Origin of the sequence: Enterobacter sp. NFIX58 (genome assembly GCF_900110475.1) — a bacterium.
GTDB classification, from domain to species: domain Bacteria; phylum Pseudomonadota; class Gammaproteobacteria; order Enterobacterales; family Enterobacteriaceae; genus Enterobacter; species Enterobacter quasiroggenkampii.
In genome coordinates this window covers 1104840-1121976 of the sequence record NZ_FODW01000001.1, presented here as the reverse complement: position 1 = coordinate 1121976, position 17137 = coordinate 1104840, and the positions used below count along the sequence as shown (strand labels likewise).

General features: G+C 55.1%; 18 protein-coding genes. 15 read left to right on the top strand and 3 right to left on the bottom strand.

Going from position 1 to position 17137, the window contains the following annotated elements:
* Positions 1-22 precede the first annotated feature (22 nt).
* The 6 genes from pabC (at position 23) to ptsG (ending at position 6025) form a co-directional block, all read left to right on the top strand.
* Complete coding sequence (gene pabC, locus BMW97_RS05490) at positions 23-832, top strand: aminodeoxychorismate lyase (RefSeq protein ID WP_045910202.1); 810 nt, start codon at positions 23-25, stop codon at positions 830-832.
* A 2-nt stretch (positions 833-834) separates the two neighbouring features.
* Complete coding sequence (gene yceG / locus BMW97_RS05485) at positions 835-1857, top strand: cell division protein YceG (RefSeq protein WP_045910203.1); 1023 nt, start codon at positions 835-837, stop codon at positions 1855-1857.
* Complete coding sequence (gene tmk / locus BMW97_RS05480; RefSeq protein ID WP_045910204.1) at positions 1847-2488, top strand: dTMP kinase; 642 nt, start codon at positions 1847-1849, stop codon at positions 2486-2488. Before yceG ends, tmk begins: the two co-directional genes overlap by 11 nt.
* Positions 2485-3489: a DNA polymerase III subunit delta' gene (gene holB / locus BMW97_RS05475; protein ID WP_045910205.1), complete on the top strand. Its 1005-nt coding sequence runs from the start codon at positions 2485-2487 to the stop codon at positions 3487-3489. The genes tmk and holB overlap by 4 nt, the downstream gene beginning before the upstream one ends.
* Before the next feature lie 10 nt (positions 3490-3499).
* Entirely contained in the window at positions 3500-4294 is a 795-nt protein-coding gene (locus tag BMW97_RS05470) for a metal-dependent hydrolase (protein WP_045910206.1), read from the top strand.
* A 297-nt stretch (positions 4295-4591) separates the two neighbouring features.
* Entirely contained in the window at positions 4592-6025 is a 1434-nt protein-coding gene (gene ptsG, locus BMW97_RS05465; protein ID WP_008500788.1) for a PTS glucose transporter subunit IIBC, read from the top strand.
* A 144-nt stretch (positions 6026-6169) separates the two neighbouring features.
* On the opposite strand, the gene fhuE is transcribed toward ptsG, so the two are convergent.
* Positions 6170-8359: a ferric-rhodotorulic acid/ferric-coprogen receptor FhuE gene (gene fhuE, locus BMW97_RS05460; RefSeq protein ID WP_045910207.1), complete on the bottom strand. Its 2190-nt coding sequence runs from the start codon at positions 8357-8359 to the stop codon at positions 6170-6172.
* Between the two features lie 350 nt (positions 8360-8709).
* On the opposite strand from fhuE, the gene hinT reads away from it, so the two are divergent.
* The 8 genes from hinT to BMW97_RS05420 all read left to right on the top strand — a co-directional run bounded on the left by hinT (position 8710) and on the right by BMW97_RS05420 (position 14798).
* Positions 8710-9069 (top strand): purine nucleoside phosphoramidase, encoded by a 360-nt coding sequence (gene hinT / locus BMW97_RS05455; RefSeq protein WP_008500786.1) that lies wholly within the window; start codon positions 8710-8712, stop codon positions 9067-9069.
* A gap of 1 nt (position 9070) precedes the next feature.
* Complete coding sequence (locus tag BMW97_RS05450; RefSeq protein WP_045910208.1) at positions 9071-9445, top strand: YcfL family putative periplasmic lipoprotein; 375 nt, start codon at positions 9071-9073, stop codon at positions 9443-9445.
* A gap of 10 nt (positions 9446-9455) precedes the next feature.
* Positions 9456-10103 (top strand): penicillin-binding protein activator LpoB, encoded by a 648-nt coding sequence (lpoB, locus tag BMW97_RS05445; protein ID WP_045326975.1) that lies wholly within the window; start codon positions 9456-9458, stop codon positions 10101-10103.
* The gene (gene thiK, locus BMW97_RS05440) at positions 10084-10908 is read left to right on the top strand and encodes a thiamine kinase (protein WP_045910209.1); all 825 of its coding nucleotides are present in this window, start codon (positions 10084-10086) and stop codon (positions 10906-10908) included. Before lpoB ends, thiK begins: the two co-directional genes overlap by 20 nt.
* An 11-nt stretch (positions 10909-10919) precedes the next feature.
* On the top strand, positions 10920-11945 hold the full coding sequence (nagZ, locus tag BMW97_RS05435) for a beta-N-acetylhexosaminidase (RefSeq protein WP_045910608.1): 1026 nt from the start codon (positions 10920-10922) through the stop codon (positions 11943-11945).
* A gap of 34 nt (positions 11946-11979) precedes the next feature.
* Entirely contained in the window at positions 11980-12522 is a 543-nt protein-coding gene (ycfP, locus tag BMW97_RS05430; RefSeq protein WP_008500781.1) for an alpha/beta hydrolase YcfP, read from the top strand.
* Between the two features lie 238 nt (positions 12523-12760).
* Positions 12761-14065, top strand: coding sequence for an NAD(P)/FAD-dependent oxidoreductase (locus tag BMW97_RS05425; protein WP_008500780.1), 1305 nt, complete (start codon positions 12761-12763; stop codon positions 14063-14065).
* Between the two features lie 193 nt (positions 14066-14258).
* Positions 14259-14798: a glycine zipper 2TM domain-containing protein gene (locus tag BMW97_RS05420; RefSeq protein ID WP_008500779.1), complete on the top strand. Its 540-nt coding sequence runs from the start codon at positions 14259-14261 to the stop codon at positions 14796-14798.
* 59 nt (positions 14799-14857) lie between these two features.
* On the opposite strand, the gene comR is transcribed toward BMW97_RS05420, so the two are convergent.
* Positions 14858-15493, bottom strand: a complete 636-nt coding sequence (gene comR / locus BMW97_RS05415; protein ID WP_028015740.1) for a TetR family copper-responsive transcriptional repressor ComR — start codon at positions 15491-15493, stop codon at positions 14858-14860.
* Positions 15494-15737: 244 nt separating this feature from the next.
* Between comR and bhsA the strand changes: the two genes are divergently transcribed.
* Positions 15738-15995 (top strand): multiple stress resistance protein BhsA, encoded by a 258-nt coding sequence (bhsA, locus tag BMW97_RS05410; protein ID WP_045910210.1) that lies wholly within the window; start codon positions 15738-15740, stop codon positions 15993-15995.
* A gap of 75 nt (positions 15996-16070) precedes the next feature.
* Here the strand turns inward: bhsA and BMW97_RS05405 are convergent, their stop codons facing one another.
* A complete protein-coding gene (locus BMW97_RS05405; RefSeq protein WP_045910211.1) occupies positions 16071-17036 on the bottom strand; it encodes a L,D-transpeptidase LdtC in 966 nt (321 codons plus the stop codon).
* Positions 17037-17137 lie beyond the last annotated feature (101 nt).

Here is a 17137-nt window from a genome sequence, read left to right as displayed (position 1 = left end):
CGTCCACGCATAAGGAGCCACCATGTTTTTAATCAATGGCCTTGAGCAGGACACGCTGCCTGCCAGCGACAGGGCGGTACAGTTCGGGGATGGTTGCTTTACGACGGCGCGCATTCTGGATGGCCATGTTTGCCTTCTGGAAGCGCACATACGACGCCTACAGCATGGCTGTGAAAAGCTCATGATCCCCTTTACGCACTGGGACACCTTACGTCAGGAAATGTGCCAGCTCGCATCGGGGAAGCACAGCGGCGTACTCAAGGTTATCATCAGCCGCGGCAGTGGTGGCCGGGGTTACAGCGCTGCATCTTGTCTCGCCCCAACGCGTATTCTTTCCGTGTCTGCTTATCCCGCGCATTACTCTCGCTGGCGAGAAGACGGCGTCACGCTGACGCTAAGCCCGGTACGACTGGGACGAAACCCGATGCTGGCCGGGATTAAGCATCTCAATCGCCTGGAACAGGTGCTCATTCGTACTCATCTTGAACAGACGGACGCTGATGAGGCGCTGGTCCTTGACAGCGAAGGGTTCATTACGGAATGCTGTGCGGCTAATTTGTTCTGGCGACAGGGCAGGAACGTGTTCACCCCCGCGCTGGATCAGGCTGGCGTGAACGGCATAATGCGCCAATTCTGTTTGCAGCAGCTGGCACACTCTGACTTTCACGTTGTCGAAGTTAACGCAAAGGAAGAGGTGCTACAGACTGCTGATGAAGTCATCATTTGCAACGCGCTGATGCCTGTTGTGCCCGTTCGCGCCTGTGGCCAGCTACGCTGGTCGTCGCGCGAGCTGTTTCAGTTTTTAGCCCCGATATGTGAGCAAACCAGATAGTCATGAAAAAAATGTTGCGCTTTGTCCTTCTCCTCATTGTTGCGCTGGGCGTTGCTGGCGGAGCAGGCGTATGGAAAGTTCGCCAGCTGGCAAACAGCAAGATCCTGGTTAAAGACGAAACGATCTTTACCCTGAAAGCGGGAACCGGCCGCCAGGCGCTTGGGGAACAGCTCTACGGTGATAAAATTATCAATCGTCCACGGGTATTCCAGTGGTTATTGCGCGTGGAGCCTGAACTGTCACATTTCAAAGCCGGTACCTATCGCTTTACGCCGGGAATGACCGTCAGAGAGATGCTGCAGCTGCTGGAAAGCGGCAAAGAAGCCCAGTTCCCTCTGCGATTTGTGGAAGGGATGCGCCTGAGTGATTACCTCAAACAGTTGCGCGATGCGCCGTATATCAAACATACCCTGAAGGATGACAGCTACCAGACGGTGGCCGACGTGCTCAAGTTTGAGCATCCCGAATGGGTGGAAGGTTGGTTCTGGCCAGATACCTGGATGTACACCGCCGGTACGACCGATGTGGCGATCCTGAAGCGGGCGCACAAAAAAATGGTCGCCGCAGTGGATGCGGCCTGGGAAGGGCGAATGGAGGGTTTACCCTATAAAGATCAAAACCAGTTTGTCACCATGGCCTCGATTATCGAGAAAGAGACCGCCGTTGCCGCCGAGCGCGATCGGGTGGCGTCAGTATTTATCAACCGTCTGCGCATTGGTATGCGCCTGCAAACCGACCCTACCGTCATCTACGGCATGGGCGAGAGCTACACGGGCAAGATTTCCAGAAAAGATCTGGAGACGCCAACGGCGTATAATACCTACGTGATTAGCGGTTTACCGCCTGGCCCGATTGCCACGCCGAGCGAGGCTTCTCTCAAAGCCGCCGCGCATCCGGCGAAAACACCGTATCTCTATTTTGTGGCTGATGGAAAAGGGGGACACACCTTTAACACCAACCTTGCCAGCCACAATCGCTCTGTTCAGGACTATCTGAAGGCACTTAAGGAAAAAAATGCGCAGTAAATACATTGTCATTGAGGGACTCGAAGGGGCGGGTAAAACCACCGCCCGCAACGTGGTGGTGGATACGCTGAAATCGCTTGGCGTCGCCGACATGGTCTTCACCCGCGAGCCGGGCGGTACGCAACTTGCGGAGAAACTGCGCAGCCTGGTGCTGGATATTAAATCCGTTGGCGACGAAGTTATCACTGACAAAGCCGAAGTATTAATGTTCTACGCGGCGCGCGTACAGCTGGTTGAGACGGTGATCAAACCCGCCCTGGCCGATGGCAAGTGGGTAATCGGCGATCGTCACGATCTGTCGACTCAGGCTTATCAGGGCGGAGGACGTGGTATCGACCAGACCATGCTGGCAACGCTGCGCAATGCCGTACTGGGGGATTTTCGCCCCGACCTGACGCTCTATCTGGATGTGACCCCGGAAGTGGGTCTTAAACGCGCCCGCGCGCGCGGCGAGCTCGACCGCATTGAACAAGAGTCGTTTGATTTCTTTAACCGCACCCGTGCGCGCTATCTTGAGCTGGCCGCACAGGACAGCTCCATTCGTACCATCGATGCAACGCAATCCCTGGATGAGGTGACGCGTGACATTCAGCAAACCGTGACGCAGTGGGTGCAGGAGCAGCAGGCATGAAATGGTATCCATGGTTGCGCCCGCACTTTGAACAGCTGATCGGCAGCTATCAGGCGGGGCGGGGGCATCATGCGTTACTGATTCAGGCATTGCCGGGAATGGGCGATGATGCATTGATTTATGCCATCACCCGTTTTCTGATGTGCCAGCAGCCGGAAGGGCATAAAAGCTGCGGCAAATGCCGTGGCTGTCAGCTGATGCAGGCGGGCACACATCCTGACTACTACACGCTTGAGCCGGAGAAGGGGAAAAGCGCCCTCGGTATCGATGCCGTGCGGGAAGTCAGTGAAAAATTGTACGAACACGCGCGGCTGGGCGGCGCTAAAGTGGTCTGGCTTAAAGACGCCACGCAACTGACCGAGGCGGCAGCTAACGCCCTGCTGAAAACCCTGGAAGAGCCGCCGGTAAAAACGTGGTTTTTCCTTTCGTGCCGTGACCCGGGACGCTTGTTGGCGACGCTGCGCAGCCGCTGTCGTCTCCATCACCTTGCTGTGCCTCAGGAATCGTGGACGCTGAGCTGGCTGGAGCGAGAGGTGACAACGTCACCTGAGAGTGCGCTGGCCGCCTTGCGCCTGAGCAGCGGCGCGCCCGCAGCGGCGCTGGCATTGCTGCAACCTGACGTCTGGTCGCAGCGAGAAACGCTTTGCCGGGCCGTCGAAATGGCACTCAATAACCACGACTGGCTAAGCGTATTGCCTGCGCTTAACAGCGATCAGGCCGTTGAGCGTCTGCACTGGCTGGCCTCGTTGTTGCTGGATGCCCTCAAACTTCAACAAGGGGCAACGCTGCTGACCAACCCGGACGCGTGGACACTGGTGAATACGCTGGCGAACCGCCTCTCAGGAACGATTCTTCATGCGATGCTTCATGAAATTTGCCAGAGCCGAGAACAGCTTTTAACCGTGACGGGTCTTAATCGCGAGCTTTTACTGACCGACCAGTTACTGCGTATTGAACACTACCTGCAACCCGGCACCACACCGCCGGTTTCCCATCTCTGAGAGAGACATTATGTTTTTAGTCGACTCACACTGCCATCTTGATGGCCTGGATTATCAATCCCTGCATAAAAACGTGGATGACGTGCTGGAAAAAGCCGCCGCCCGCGATGTGAAATTCTGCCTTGCGGTAGCGACGACGCTGCCGGGCTATCGCACGATGCGCGAGCTGGTGGGCGTTCGCGATAACGTGGTGTTTTCCTGCGGCGTACACCCCCTGAACCAGGATGAAGAATATGACGTTGACGATTTGCGTCGTCTGGCGGCGGAAGAGGGCGTGGTGGCAATGGGCGAGACCGGGCTGGACTATTTCTACACGCCGGAAACCAAACCGCGCCAGCAGGCGTCCTTCCGCAACCATATTCGCATTGGCCGCGAACTGAACAAGCCGGTTATCGTCCACACCCGCGATGCGCGTGCGGATACCCTGGCGATCCTCCGGGAAGAAAACGTGACGGATTGCGGTGGCGTACTACACTGTTTCACAGAAGACAGAGAAACGGCGGGTAAACTGCTTGATTTGGGGTTTTATATCTCGTTTTCCGGGATTGTGACGTTCCGTAACGCTGAGCAGCTGCGTGATGCTGCACGTTATGTTCCGCTCGATCGCATTCTGGTAGAGACCGATTCTCCCTATCTGGCACCGGTTCCGCATCGCGGTAAAGAGAACCAGCCCGCGATGACGCGAGATGTGGCTGAGTACATGGCCGTCCTGAAGGGCGTCAGCATCGAAGAGCTGGCCCGCGTGACGACAGAAAACTTCTCCACGCTGTTCCATATTGACCCTGCCCGCCTGCAATCTGTCTGATACACCTGTTTTTTTTAGGCTCGTAATTAATAAATAAACCGAGTAAAGTTCACCGCCTCATTTGGGGCGGTGATGCTGTTTTTAGACACATCCGGACATGCTTTTTGTAAATAACTGAAAGTTTTTCGACCGTCTTAAGCTGAAACGTGATAGCCGTCAAACAAACTCAGAGGGAATTATTTTACTCTGTGTAATAAATAAAGGGCGCTTAGATGTCCTGTCCACGGCACGGTACTCCCCCCGGGCCAATGCGTGAAAGCGTAAAAAAAGCACAAATACTCAGGAGCACTCTCAATTATGTTTAAGAATGCATTTGCTAACCTGCAAAAGGTCGGTAAATCGCTGATGCTGCCAGTATCCGTACTGCCTATCGCAGGTATCCTGCTGGGTGTCGGTTCTGCTAACTTCAGCTGGCTGCCAGCCGTAGTGTCCCATGTGATGGCCGAAGCAGGCGGTTCTGTCTTTGCTAACATGCCACTGATCTTCGCGATCGGTGTGGCTCTGGGCTTCACCAATAACGACGGCGTATCTGCGCTGGCTGCAGTGGTTGCTTACGGCATCATGGTGAAAACCATGGCTGTGGTTGCGCCGCTGGTTCTGCATTTACCGGCAGAAGAGATCGCTGCGAAACACCTGGCAGACACCGGTGTTCTCGGCGGTATCATCTCCGGTGCGATTGCAGCGTATATGTTCAACCGCTTCTATCGCATCAAGCTGCCTGAGTACCTGGGCTTCTTCGCGGGCAAGCGTTTCGTTCCGATCATCTCTGGTCTGGCAGCGATTTTCACTGGCGTGATCCTGTCCTTCATCTGGCCACCAATCGGCTCCGCTATCCAGACCTTCTCTCAGTGGGCTGCTTACCAGAACCCGGTTGTGGCGTTTGGTATCTACGGCTTCATCGAGCGTTGCCTGGTGCCATTTGGTCTGCACCACATCTGGAACGTTCCATTCCAGATGCAGATTGGTGAATTCACCAACGCAGCAGGTCAGGTATTCCACGGCGATATCCCACGTTACATGGCGGGCGACCCAACTGCAGGTAAACTGTCTGGTGGCTTCCTGTTCAAAATGTACGGTCTGCCAGCAGCGGCGATTGCTATCTGGCACTCTGCGAAGCCAGAGAACCGTGCAAAAGTGGGCGGTATCATGATCTCCGCAGCGCTGACCTCGTTCCTGACCGGTATCACCGAGCCGATCGAGTTCTCCTTCATGTTCGTTGCGCCGATCCTGTACGTTATCCACGCGATTCTGGCGGGCCTGGCGTTCCCAATCTGTATTCTGCTGGGTATGCGTGACGGTACGTCCTTCTCTCACGGCCTGATCGACTTCATCGTTCTGTCCGGTAACAGCAGCAAACTGTGGCTGTTCCCAATCGTCGGCGCGTGCTATGCCGTTGTTTACTACACCATCTTCCGCGTGCTGATTAAAGCACTGGACCTGAAAACCCCAGGCCGTGAAGATGCGACAGAAGACAGCAAAGCGGGCGCGACCAGCGAAATGGCTCCTGCACTGGTTGCCGCGTTCGGTGGTAAAGAGAACATCACTAACCTGGACGCGTGTATCACTCGTCTGCGTGTGAGCGTTGCTGACGTCGCGAAAGTAGACCAGCCGGGTCTGAAAAAACTGGGTGCAGCTGGCGTAGTTGTTGCAGGTTCGGGTGTACAGGCAATCTTCGGTACTAAATCCGATAACCTGAAAACCGAAATGGATGAGTACATCCGCAACAACTAAGTTGTGACCCTGGGGAGACTAAGGCAGCCGAATGGCTGCCTTTTTTATTTGTGCTGTTTGTCATCCCCGGCGGCGCTGCGCTTACCGGGCCTACGAAATGCAAATGTAGGCCGGGTAAGGCGTAGCCGCCACCCGGCTTAACACTCAGAAGTCGTAGCTCGCGCTCACCGAGACGTTCAGCGGCGCGCCATAAACCACATAAGAGCCGACGTAATCGTAATACTCTTTGTCGAACAGGTTGTTGACGTTCACCTGAACAGCAAAATCTTTGGTGACCTGATAACGGCTGAACAGGTTAACCAACCCGTAGCTGCCTTGCTCCGCGCGGGTACGGCCAGCCGGCGCGCCATCCACATCAGTCCACACCTTGTTTTGCCAGTTCACGCCACCGCCCACGGTCAGTTCCGGCAACATTGGCAGTTGATAACGGGTGAACAGCTTCATGGTTGTACGCGGCTGATCGGAGCTGACGGCGTTGCCATTCTTATCTTCCGCAATGTAGCGGGTCGCGCCGAAGGTCAGCTGCCAGTTATCGGTCAACGCGCCGTTCAGCTCGAACTCGATCCCTTTGCTCACTACGCCGTCCAGCGATTGGTAAATCGACTCACCGCTCGGCATATAGGTATAGGTATTGCTTGCTACGTTATCCTGCTCAATGCGGAAAATCGCCAGCGAGGTGGTAAGACGGGTATTGAACCAGTCTGCTTTCACACCGGCTTCGTAGCTTTTGCCCGTAGTAGGGTCGAGATAGCGTCCGCTGGCGTCCCGCTTGTCCTGGGGCTGGAAGATAGAGGTATAGCTGACGTAGGTCGACCAGTCTTCATTGATGTCGTAGACCAGGCCCGCGTAGGGCGTCACGTCATCTTTGGTACTTTCCAGACGGGTGTCCGGGGAGCCCGCAGGGTTATAGCGGATGTTATAGTTGGTATAACGTGCGCCGAGGATCAGATGCAGCGGATCGGCCAGCGAGAAGCGGGCGGAGGTATACGCTGAGGACTGGCGAATGTCGTCCTGGCTGTAGAGTTTCCACGGCGTCCACTGCGGGTCGGCAATGTTACCGTTCCAGTTCTTAAAGTTACCCACATCAACCATGCCGTAAACCGCGTCAGGCATTGAGTTGTCGTAATGGTTACGCTGACGACTGAAGCTGCCGCCGAACATCATTTCGTGCTGACGGCCGAAGAGATCGAAATCGCCGCGCAAGAAAGCGTCCACGGCATCCTGTTTCCGTTCGCCACGGTTCCAGCCGCCGTAGCCAACCATGCCTGCACCGGTCTCTTTATCCGGATAGCCGGACATATACATCAGCTTAGAGTCGAAGTTGGTTTCAGCATGCATGCCGTTAATGTGTGCTTCCCAGCCATTATCGAAACGCTGCGTCAGATTAGCGAAGATGCGGGTGCTGTCTTTATCAGACCTGGCCCAGTCAGGCGCGACGGTCTGGCTGCGATCGTAATGGGTTTTACTCCCGTCACTGTACCAGGTCGGGAGTCCGCCCCAGGTTGGGTCGGCGGTATGGCTTTCCTGATATTCGTATCCCACCGAGAGGGTGGTGCTGTCGGTGACGTCCGCATCCATCACGCCATAGAGGAATTTCTTTCGGTAGTGATAGTTATCCACGAAGCTGTCGTTGTCCTGATAACCTGCGATCATCCGGCCCCGTAGCTTACCTGACTCCACCAGCGGCGCCTGCAGATCCAGCACGTAGCGCTGTTTATCCCAGCTGCCGTAGCTGGCCGAAACATTGCCTTTGAATTCATTGCTGTCCGCATGCTTACGCACCATGTTGACGTACGCTGCCGGGTTGCCCGTACCGGACATCAGGCCGGTTGCACCGCGGACCACTTCTATGCGGTCATAAATCGCCGTATCGGCGGCGGTATCACCAAAGTTCCACACTTCGCTGATGGAGGTTGGCAGGTCGTCATAGGCGTAATTACTGACGAAAAATCCGCGCGAGTAAAACACGGTACGGTCGCTGTCCTGCACCTGCGCCGTTACGCCCGTGGTGTTGGTTAACACCTGGCCGATGGACTGCAGGTTCTGATCGGCCATGCGCTGCTGGCTAATCACGCTGACGGACTGCGGGATATCGCGGGGAACCAGCAACAGCTTCGTGCCGGTGGTGGTGGTTTTGACGCTGTAATCCCGCTCCTGACTTGCGGAAGGATCCTGCGTTTGGTCAAAACCGCCGTCAACAACAACGGTATCTTCGGCTGTTGATGCAGCGAAAGCGGCGGCTGGCGTCAGTGCCATAGCAATGCAGCCTGCCAGCAACGAAGGCGTTGCGACAGGCTGACGTTGCCCATCCCTGGTGTGATGAATGAAAGACATGATTAAACCCTTATGAACGATGAAGAGGGTATGCGTCAGTCCCGCGGACGCGGGCTGGCGTCGTTTTCTATGTTAAAAATGCGCATGAAAATGCAAATGCGAAATATACGCATTGCTATTAATGCTGTAAACAGATGTGTCGACCGGAACTGAAATAATGTTTCAGCCCATTAAGGCCCGCGAGCGGTCACTCTTCACTCAGCTGATGAACATTCGGGAAAGAAATCGAGGGAGGAGGTTGAAAGGACAGGAGAAACTCGCTCATACTCTTGAATTGTGTCACACCCTCATCCAGAGCGTGTGTTAACAGCGGACGCATCGCGCCTGATTAATCAAAAAAGGAATAGGTCATGGCTGAAGAAACGATTTTCAGTAAAATTATCCGTCGCGAAATTCCGTCGGATATCGTCTATCAGGATGAACTGGTAACGGCTTTTCGGGACATTTCACCTCAGGCTCCGACGCACGTCCTTATCATTCCCAATATTCTGATTCCGACCGTAAACGACGTAAAAACCGAGCATGAAGTGGCATTAGGTCGTATGCTGACGGTGGCCGCGAAAATCGCCGAACAGGAAGGGATTGCAGAAGACGGTTACCGTCTGATCATGAACTGCAACCGTCATGGCGGCCAGGAAGTCTATCATATTCATATGCATCTGCTGGGTGGACGTCCTCTGGGGCCGATGCTGGCACATAAAGGTCTTTGACATGCGTAAAGGGCGTATTGCAGCGCTGGTAATGACGATGATGATTGTGGGGTGCAGTTCGCGCCCGGCGATCCCCGTGAACGATGAACAGACGCTGGTGATGGAATCCTCCGTGCTTGCCGCGGGCATCACGGCGCAACAACCCGCGCTGACCATCAGTGAAATCAATTCATCTGCCTCCTCTACGCTCTTTAATGAAAGACACGAACCCGTGACGGTCCACTACCGTTTTTTCTGGTATGACGTAAGAGGTCTCGAAATGCATCCGCTGGAGGCGCCGCGCAGCGTCACCATTCCGGCCAGATCGTCGGTAACGCTCTATGGCAGCGCCAACTATCTGGGTGCGCATAAGGTGAGACTTTATCTTTATCTCTAAGGGGTGAACCTTGATTAAAAACTTGAGCCGCTATGCGCTCGTGACAGCTTTCGCGCTGTTCCTGGCGGGGTGTGTGACCCGAACTGAACAGCCAGCGCCTGTGGAAGAGGCGAAACCGGGCACTGAACAGCCGACACAGCCAACGCAGCCGCAGCCAACCGTACCGTCCGTACCGTCTATACCGGCACAGCCAGGCCCGATTGAGCATCCGGACCAGACGTCGCAGCCCACGCCGCGCGTGCGCCATTACGACTGGAACGGCGCAATGCAGCCCATGGTCGGCAAAATGCTGCAGGCACAGGGCGTGACGGCAGGTAGCGTGTTGCTGGTTGATAGCGTGAACAACCGTACCAACGGTTCGCTGAACGCGGGCGAAGCGACTGAAACGCTGCGCAACGCCCTGGCAAACAACGGTAAGTTTACGCTGGTCTCGGCTCAGCAGCTCGCGGTAGCCAAACAGCAACTGGGCCTGTCGCCGCAGGATAGCCTCGGCACACGCAGCAAGGCGATCGGCATTGCCCGTAACGTTGGCGCACAGTATGTGCTGTACTCTAACGCCACCGGTAACGTGAATACACCGGCCCTGCAGATGCAGCTGATGCTGGTTCAGACAGGCGAAATTATCTGGTCAGGTAAAGGTGCGGTTACGCAACAATGACAGCACGCGTGAAGAGATTCTGACGCGCTATTTTCCTCAGTACCGCCTTATCGCGCCGCAGGCCCACTCCGGGCTTGGCGGCGCGAGTTGCATTATAGCGCAGGGCGAACGACGTCTGGTCTTGCGGCAACATCACGACCCCTATGCGCCTGCCTCCCATTTCCGTCGTCAGTTTCGCGCCCTGAGGCGTCTTCCGTCAGATCTCGTGCCTGCCCCCCGTTTTTTCAGAGAGAGCTGGATGGCCGTCGACTATCTGGACGGTGACGTGAAAAGCGCGCTGCCGGACACGCCGGCGCTCGCGGCGATGCTGTATCATCTGCACCGGCAGCCACGTCTGGGATGGCGAATCACGTTATACCCGCTGCTGGAACGCTACTGGCAGCAGGCCGCGCCTGACAGACGCACCCCAGTGTGGCTGGCGCATCTCAAGCGGTTGCGTAAAACGGGCGAGCCGCAGCCGATTCGGCTCTCGCCGCTGCACATGGATGTTCATGCCGGAAATATTGTGCATACGTCAGCGGGCATCAGGCTCATCGACTGGGAATATGCCGGAGATGGCGATGTGGCGCTGGAGCTGGCTGCAGTCTGGACGGAGAGTGACGCTGCGCGGCAGACGCTGATCAGGGACTACGCCGAGGCGGCACATATCAACGCCGACGCGCTGAGGCGTCAGGTTAAACGCTGGCGGCCCTGGGTCGTCATGTTAATGGCTGGCTGGTTTGAAATGCGCTATCAGCAGTCCAGAGACAAACACTTTATTGCGCTGGCAGACGATGCCTGGCGTCAGTTACAAACGAAAGGATAAGAGAGGTGGATGTGGGTCCAGTCATGTTGGATGTAGAAGGGTTTGAACTGGATGCGGAGGAGCGTGAAATTCTGGCGCATCCGCTGGTGGGTGGTCTGATCCTGTTTACCCGCAACTATCACGATCCGGCGCAGCTGCGCGAGCTGGTGCGTCAGATCCGCGCCGCGTCGCGCAACCATCTGGTGGTCGCCGTCGATCAGGAAGGCGGACGCGTGCAGCGTTTTCGCGAAGGGTTTACCCGCCTGCCGGCAGCCCAGTCTTTTGCCGCGCTGCTGGGCACGGAAGAGGGCGGGATACTGGCGCAGGAGGCCGGCTGGCTGATGGCCAGTGAAATGATTGCCATGGATATCGACATCAGTTTTGCCCCGGTTCTGGACGTGGGGCATATCAGCGCCGCCATTGGCGAGCGCTCGTACCATGACGATCCGCGCATTGCGCTGGCCATGGCGACCCGCTTCATTGACGGCATGCACGATGCCGGGATGAAAACCACCGGCAAACACTTCCCTGGCCACGGGGCGGTGACGGCGGACTCGCATAAAGAGACCCCGCGCGATCCGCGTCCGGAAGCAGAAATTCGCGCCAAAGATATGTCGGTGTTCAGGTCGCTTATCACCGACAACAAGCTGGATGCCATCATGCCTGCGCACGTGATTTACAGCGACGTTGATCCGCGTCCTGCCAGCGGTTCTCCGCACTGGCTGAAAACCGTTCTGCGTCAGGAGCTGGGCTTCAATGGCGTGATTTTCTCTGACGATCTATCAATGGAAGGGGCGGCGATTATGGGCAGCTACGCTGAACGCGGTCAGGCGTCGCTGGATGCAGGTTGCGATATGATCCTGGTCTGCAATAATCGTAAAGGTGCCGTGAGCGTGCTGGATAACCTGTCGCCGATCAATGCAGAGCGTGTTACACAATTGTATCATAAAGGTTCATTTAGCCGTCAGGAGCTGATGGATTCGGCGCGCTGGAAGACGGTCAACGCCCGGCTTGAAGACCTGAATGAGCGCTGGCAGGCACATAAAGCCAGCCTGTAAACCCTCCCGGAAGGCGTAGCGTGGTGAGAAGACGATGATCATCTATTTACACGGTTTTGACTCAAACAGTCCTGGTAATCATGAGAAGGTGCTGCAATTGCAGTTTATCGATCCGGATGTACGGTTGATCAGCTATAGCACGCGCCATCCGAAGCATGATATGCAGCATCTGCTCAAAGAGGTGGACAAGATGTTGCAGCTCAACGTCGACGATCGGCCGTTGATTTGCGGCGTGGGGCTGGGCGGCTACTGGGCAGAACGGATTGGCTTCCTGTGTGACATCCGTCAGGTGGTATTCAATCCCAACCTTTTCCCGAACGAAAACATGGAAGGCAAAATCGACCGCCCGGAAGAGTATGTCGATATTGCGACCAAGTGCGTCAGCAATTTTCGTGAGAAAAACCGTGACCGCTGTCTGGTGATCCTGTCGCGTAACGATGAGGCGCTCAACAGCCACCGGGCTGCAGAACTTCTGCATCATTACTATGAGATCGTCTGGGACGAAGAACAGACCCACAAGTTCAAAAACATCTCCCCACACCTGCAGCGTATCAAAGCGTTTAAAACGCTGGGTTAATCCTCTGTTTGCAGGCATCAAAGCCCGGCCGCGAAAGCGTGCCGGGCTTTCTTTTTGACCAGAATTGTCTACTTTTAAGCCATCAAAACTTGATGCATATCAATTTTGGTATGACCAATGCGCCTGACGTGGTATTCTCAATGCACCTGAATGGTTTCAGTGCTGTAACCTGTTGTTAATTAAGGGTTATTTTTATAACTTTTAATTAACAATTGGTTAATAATTTGAGGGGGTCACGTTGACTACGCCATTGAAAAAGATAGTGATTGTAGGCGGTGGTGCTGGCGGGCTGGAGCTGGCGACACAGTTGGGTAAGAAGCTGGGTCGCGGTAAAAAAGCCAAAATCACGCTGGTGGATCGTAACCACAGCCACCTGTGGAAACCGCTGCTGCATGAAGTGGCGACCGGCTCTCTGGACGAGGGCGTGGACGCGCTCAGCTATCTGGCGCACGCGCGCAACCACCATTTCCAGTTCCAGCTGGGCTCGGTGGTGGACATCAACCGTGAAAGCAAAACCATCACTCTGGCAGAACTGCGTGATGAAAAAGGGGAGCTGTTGGTTCCTGAGCGCAAGCTGCCGTATGACACGCTGGTCATGGCGCTCGGCAGTACCTCCAACGACTTCAACACGCCGGGCGTGAAAGAGCACTGTATCTTCCTCGATAACCCGCACCAGGCGCGTCGTTTCCATCAGGAAATGCTGAACCTGTTCCTGAAGTACACCAGCAATATGGGTGCGAACGGTAAGGTAAATATCGCCATTGTTGGCGGCGGTGCGACGGGCGTTGAGTTGTCTGCGGAGCTGCACAATGCGGTGAAACAGCTGCACAGCTACGGTTACAAAGGGTTAACGAATGAAGCGCTGAACGTCACGCTGGTCGAAGCCGGTGAACGCATTCTGCCTGCGCTGCCTCCGCGTATTTCCGGTGCGGCGCACAATGAACTCACCAAGCTGGGCGTGCGGGTGCTGACGCAGACCATGGTGACCAGCGCCGACGAAGGCGGCCTGCACACCAAAGACGGCGAGTATATCAAAGCGGATCTGATGGTCTGGGCGGCCGGTATCAAAGCGCCTGACTTTATGAAAGATATCGGCGGCCTGGAAACCAACCGCATTAACCAGCTGGTCACGGAGCCAACGCTGCAAACCACGCGTGATCCTGAAATCTTTGCTATCGGTGACTGCGCCTCCTGCGCCCGTCCTGAAGGTGGATTCGTGCCGCCGCGTGCGCAGGCCGCACACCAGATGGCAAGTCTGGTCCTGCACAACATTCTGGCGCAGTACAAAGGCAAGCCAATGAAGGCCTATGTCTACAAAGACCATGGTTCACTGGTGTCTCTGTCAAACTTCTCTACTGTCGGCAGCCTGATGGGTAACCTGATGCGCGGCTCGATGATGGTAGAAGGGCGCATTGCCCGCTTCGTGTATATCTCCCTCTACCGTATGCACCAGATTGCGCTGCACGGCTACTTCAAAACCGGGCTAATGATGCTGGTGGGCAGAATCAACCGCGTGATCCGTCCGCGTCTGAAGCTGCACTAATCTTTCACTCCCTCCGGGCTCTCCGGAGGGAGTTTTTAGCATTTCATGCTGTAGATCACAGATTGAGTGCTTAAGAGTTCTCCTAAATACAATATATCTCCTCTGAACGTCCCTTTTTTGATCCTTTATCTGATTGGCGAAGCCGTGCCTCCATTGCAAAATTGTTACCAATAGCAACAAAGGAGGAAGTCCCGTGAATAAATCAATGTTGGCGGGTATAGGGATTGGCGTCGCGGCTGCGTTAGGTGTGGCTGCCGTTGCCAGTCTCAACGTATTAGATCGCGGCCCGCAGTATGCGCAGGTGGTTTCTGCTACACCGATTAAAGAAACGGTAAAAACGCCTCGTCAGGAGTGCCGTAACGTCTCCGTGACGCATCGTCGTCCGGTGCAGGATGAAAACCGTATCGCCGGTTCTGTTCTTGGCGCGGTAGCGGGTGGCGTGATTGGTCACCAGTTCGGCGGCGGCCGGGGTAAAGATGTGGCGACCGTGGTCGGCGCGCTGGGTGGCGGCTATGCCGGTAACCAGGTGCAGGGCGCGATGCAGGATAACGATACCTACACCACGACTCAGCAACGCTGCAAAACCGTCTATGACAAGTCGGAAAAAATGCTGGGCTATGACGTGACGTACAAAATTGGCGATCAGCAGGGCAAAATCCGCATGGACAAAGACCCTGGCACGCAAATTCCACTGGATGGAAATGGTCAGCTGGTTCTGAATAACAAAGTGTAAAAAAGATGTTCTCTGAATTTAGCTCCTCATGCGCTCAGGCTGAGGAGCTTTTTTTTGCTTTAGATTTTGAGTAGCTCAGGCCACAGCCGCAGCGTGGTTTCGCTAATATTCTGCAGTTTTTCCAGCGTTGCCCCTTCACGGGCGCTGATCGACATCCCCTGCAAAATACAGCTCAGGTATTGTGCCAGCAGTTGGGGGTTGCACTGCGCAGGGATTTCACCGCGCTGCTGGCGCTGTGCCAGAAAGGCGCTCAGCGTCTCCTCCTGCATCGCATGACGCGATTTCACCGTATTGGCAATCTCTTTCGAGGACGCCGCCAAAGTGGCAGAGGTGTTAATCATAAAGCAGCCCGCAGGCGTATCTTTACTGGTGAAGCAGGTCGCGACGGCGGTGAAGTAATCCCGAAGCGCCTGTTCGACGCTTTTCTCTTCACAAAATAGCTGGGCTTCATGTTTCGCCGCAAAGCGCGAAATGTATCTGTCCAGCACCGCCCTGAACAGCCCCTCTTTATTGGTAAATTCGGCATACAGCGTCGGCGCTTTGGCTCCGGTAGCTTCTACCAGATCGGAAAGCGAGGTTGCTTCATACCCATGTTGCCAGAAGAGAGTCATGGCCTTATCAAGCGCTGCATCCCTGTCAAACACTTTTGGTCGGCCACGGCTTTTCTTCGCACAACTCGTGACGTCGGTTGTCATGTGCCGTTGGTCCTCTGTTGGTTTGGTGAATAACCATTATAAAAATAAACGCAACCCACCACCAGTGCTGAATGCTTAAAAATATATTAATCATATCTATATGAAAAATAACGACTTTAAAATTAAGTTAATGCTCGTTATAAAATTATGTTGACGCGTGACCTGGATCACATTTATGATTTACCTATCGATCGTTAACTAAATAGATAACGACCTCCAAATTCATCTGCTAAAGGTAAACATCATGAAAAACGTAAAAACCCTCATCGCTGCTGCTGTTCTGAGTTCACTCTCTTTCGCAAGCTTTGCGGCTGTACAAGTACAGTCCACCCCGGTCGATCAGCATAAAGTCGGGACGATCTCTGCGTCTGCCGGTACTAACCTGGGTTCACTGGAAGATCAGCTGGCACAAAAAGCGGAAGAGATGGGTGCTAAATCTTACCGCATCACCTCTGTGACCGGTCCTAACACCCTGCACGGCACCGCCGTCATCTACAAATAAGCCGGGCATAAACCCTCATTTATGCCACTGCAATAAAAAACGCCCTGCTGAGCAGGGCGTTTTTTTATTTATGATTTACATCGATTGCTGGATTACATCATGATGCCGGGTGACATCGGTCGGCATGCCTGAGCGGGCCTCCATTGCGCGCTCCATCACCACGCTGTTGGTATTCGCATTCGTTTTGAAGTTTACCATTGCGGCATTCAGGTTAATGGGCAGCGTCTGCGGATCGTCGCCAATGTTTTTCGATAGCGGCTGGTGAATTTCGACCAGCCGCACGCCGCCCGGCTCCTCAGAAACCTTAATCGGCGTATTGATGATATTCACTTTGGTACCCGGCGTAACAACGTTAAACAGCGTTTTGATATCGTCATCGCGCAGACGAATACAGCCGGAGCTGACGCGCATGCCGATGCCAAAGTCCGCGTTCGTTCCGTGCAGCAGGTAAACGCCACCGTAGGCCGCCAGGCGGATCGCGTGGTGACCCATCGGGTTATCCGGGCCTGCCGGCACCACGGCCGGAAGATCGATGCCCTGAGCTTTATAACGGGCACGAATATTGGCCGTCGGGGTCCAGGTTGGATTCGCGCGTTTATCCGAGACGGTTGTGACCATCGTCGGCGTCAGGGTGTCGCCGCCCAGCTGACCAATACCAATCGGGTAGACGGTCACCTCATTTTTACCCGGCGGGTAATAGTACAGACGTAGCTCCGCCAGGTTTATCACGATCCCCTCGCGCGGGGCGTCCGGCAGGATCGTCTGTAACGGGATAGTCAACACGCTGCCCGCGCGCGGAACGTACGGGTCGACGCCGGGGTTCGCCTGCAGCAGAGCCAGAAAACCGACGTTATATTTTTTGGCAATGGCTTCCAGCGAACCGCCATTATTTTCAACCACATGAAAGCGGTTTTCACCCACCACCTTGCTGCCGGGCGGAGGAAGGGGCCAGGTATTTGCGCGAGCAGGAAGCGCCACCGCGACGGTGGCTGCCAGCGCAAACAGGGTTAACCAGCGAATAAAACGCGAAAAGGTCATCATCACCATAATCCATGCAAATTATAAGGTTATTGTTTTATAAGGCGTTAATGATAATTATGGCGAATGGGTGTGTCGGGAAGATCGGGTGAAGTGCAAAGAGT

Coding starts and splice junctions, on each gene's coding strand:
- ptsG (WP_008500788.1), top strand. CDS start 4,592: ATGTTTAAGAATGCATTTGCTAACCTGCAAAAGGTCGGTAAATCGCTG.
- hinT (WP_008500786.1), top strand. CDS start 8,710: ATGGCTGAAGAAACGATTTTCAGTAAAATTATCCGTCGCGAAATTCCG.
- holB (WP_045910205.1), top strand. CDS start 2,485: ATGAAATGGTATCCATGGTTGCGCCCGCACTTTGAACAGCTGATCGGC.
- fhuE (WP_045910207.1), bottom strand. CDS start 8,359: ATGTCTTTCATTCATCACACCAGGGATGGGCAACGTCAGCCTGTCGCA.
- BMW97_RS05450 (WP_045910208.1), top strand. CDS start 9,071: ATGCGTAAAGGGCGTATTGCAGCGCTGGTAATGACGATGATGATTGTG.
- comR (WP_028015740.1), bottom strand. CDS start 15,493: ATGACAACCGACGTCACGAGTTGTGCGAAGAAAAGCCGTGGCCGACCA.
- ycfP (WP_008500781.1), top strand. CDS start 11,980: ATGATCATCTATTTACACGGTTTTGACTCAAACAGTCCTGGTAATCAT.
- yceG (WP_045910203.1), top strand. CDS start 835: ATGAAAAAAATGTTGCGCTTTGTCCTTCTCCTCATTGTTGCGCTGGGC.
- pabC (WP_045910202.1), top strand. CDS start 23: ATGTTTTTAATCAATGGCCTTGAGCAGGACACGCTGCCTGCCAGCGAC.
- tmk (WP_045910204.1), top strand. CDS start 1,847: ATGCGCAGTAAATACATTGTCATTGAGGGACTCGAAGGGGCGGGTAAA.
- BMW97_RS05405 (WP_045910211.1), bottom strand. CDS start 17,036: ATGATGACCTTTTCGCGTTTTATTCGCTGGTTAACCCTGTTTGCGCTG.
- BMW97_RS05470 (WP_045910206.1), top strand. CDS start 3,500: ATGTTTTTAGTCGACTCACACTGCCATCTTGATGGCCTGGATTATCAA.
- bhsA (WP_045910210.1), top strand. CDS start 15,738: ATGAAAAACGTAAAAACCCTCATCGCTGCTGCTGTTCTGAGTTCACTC.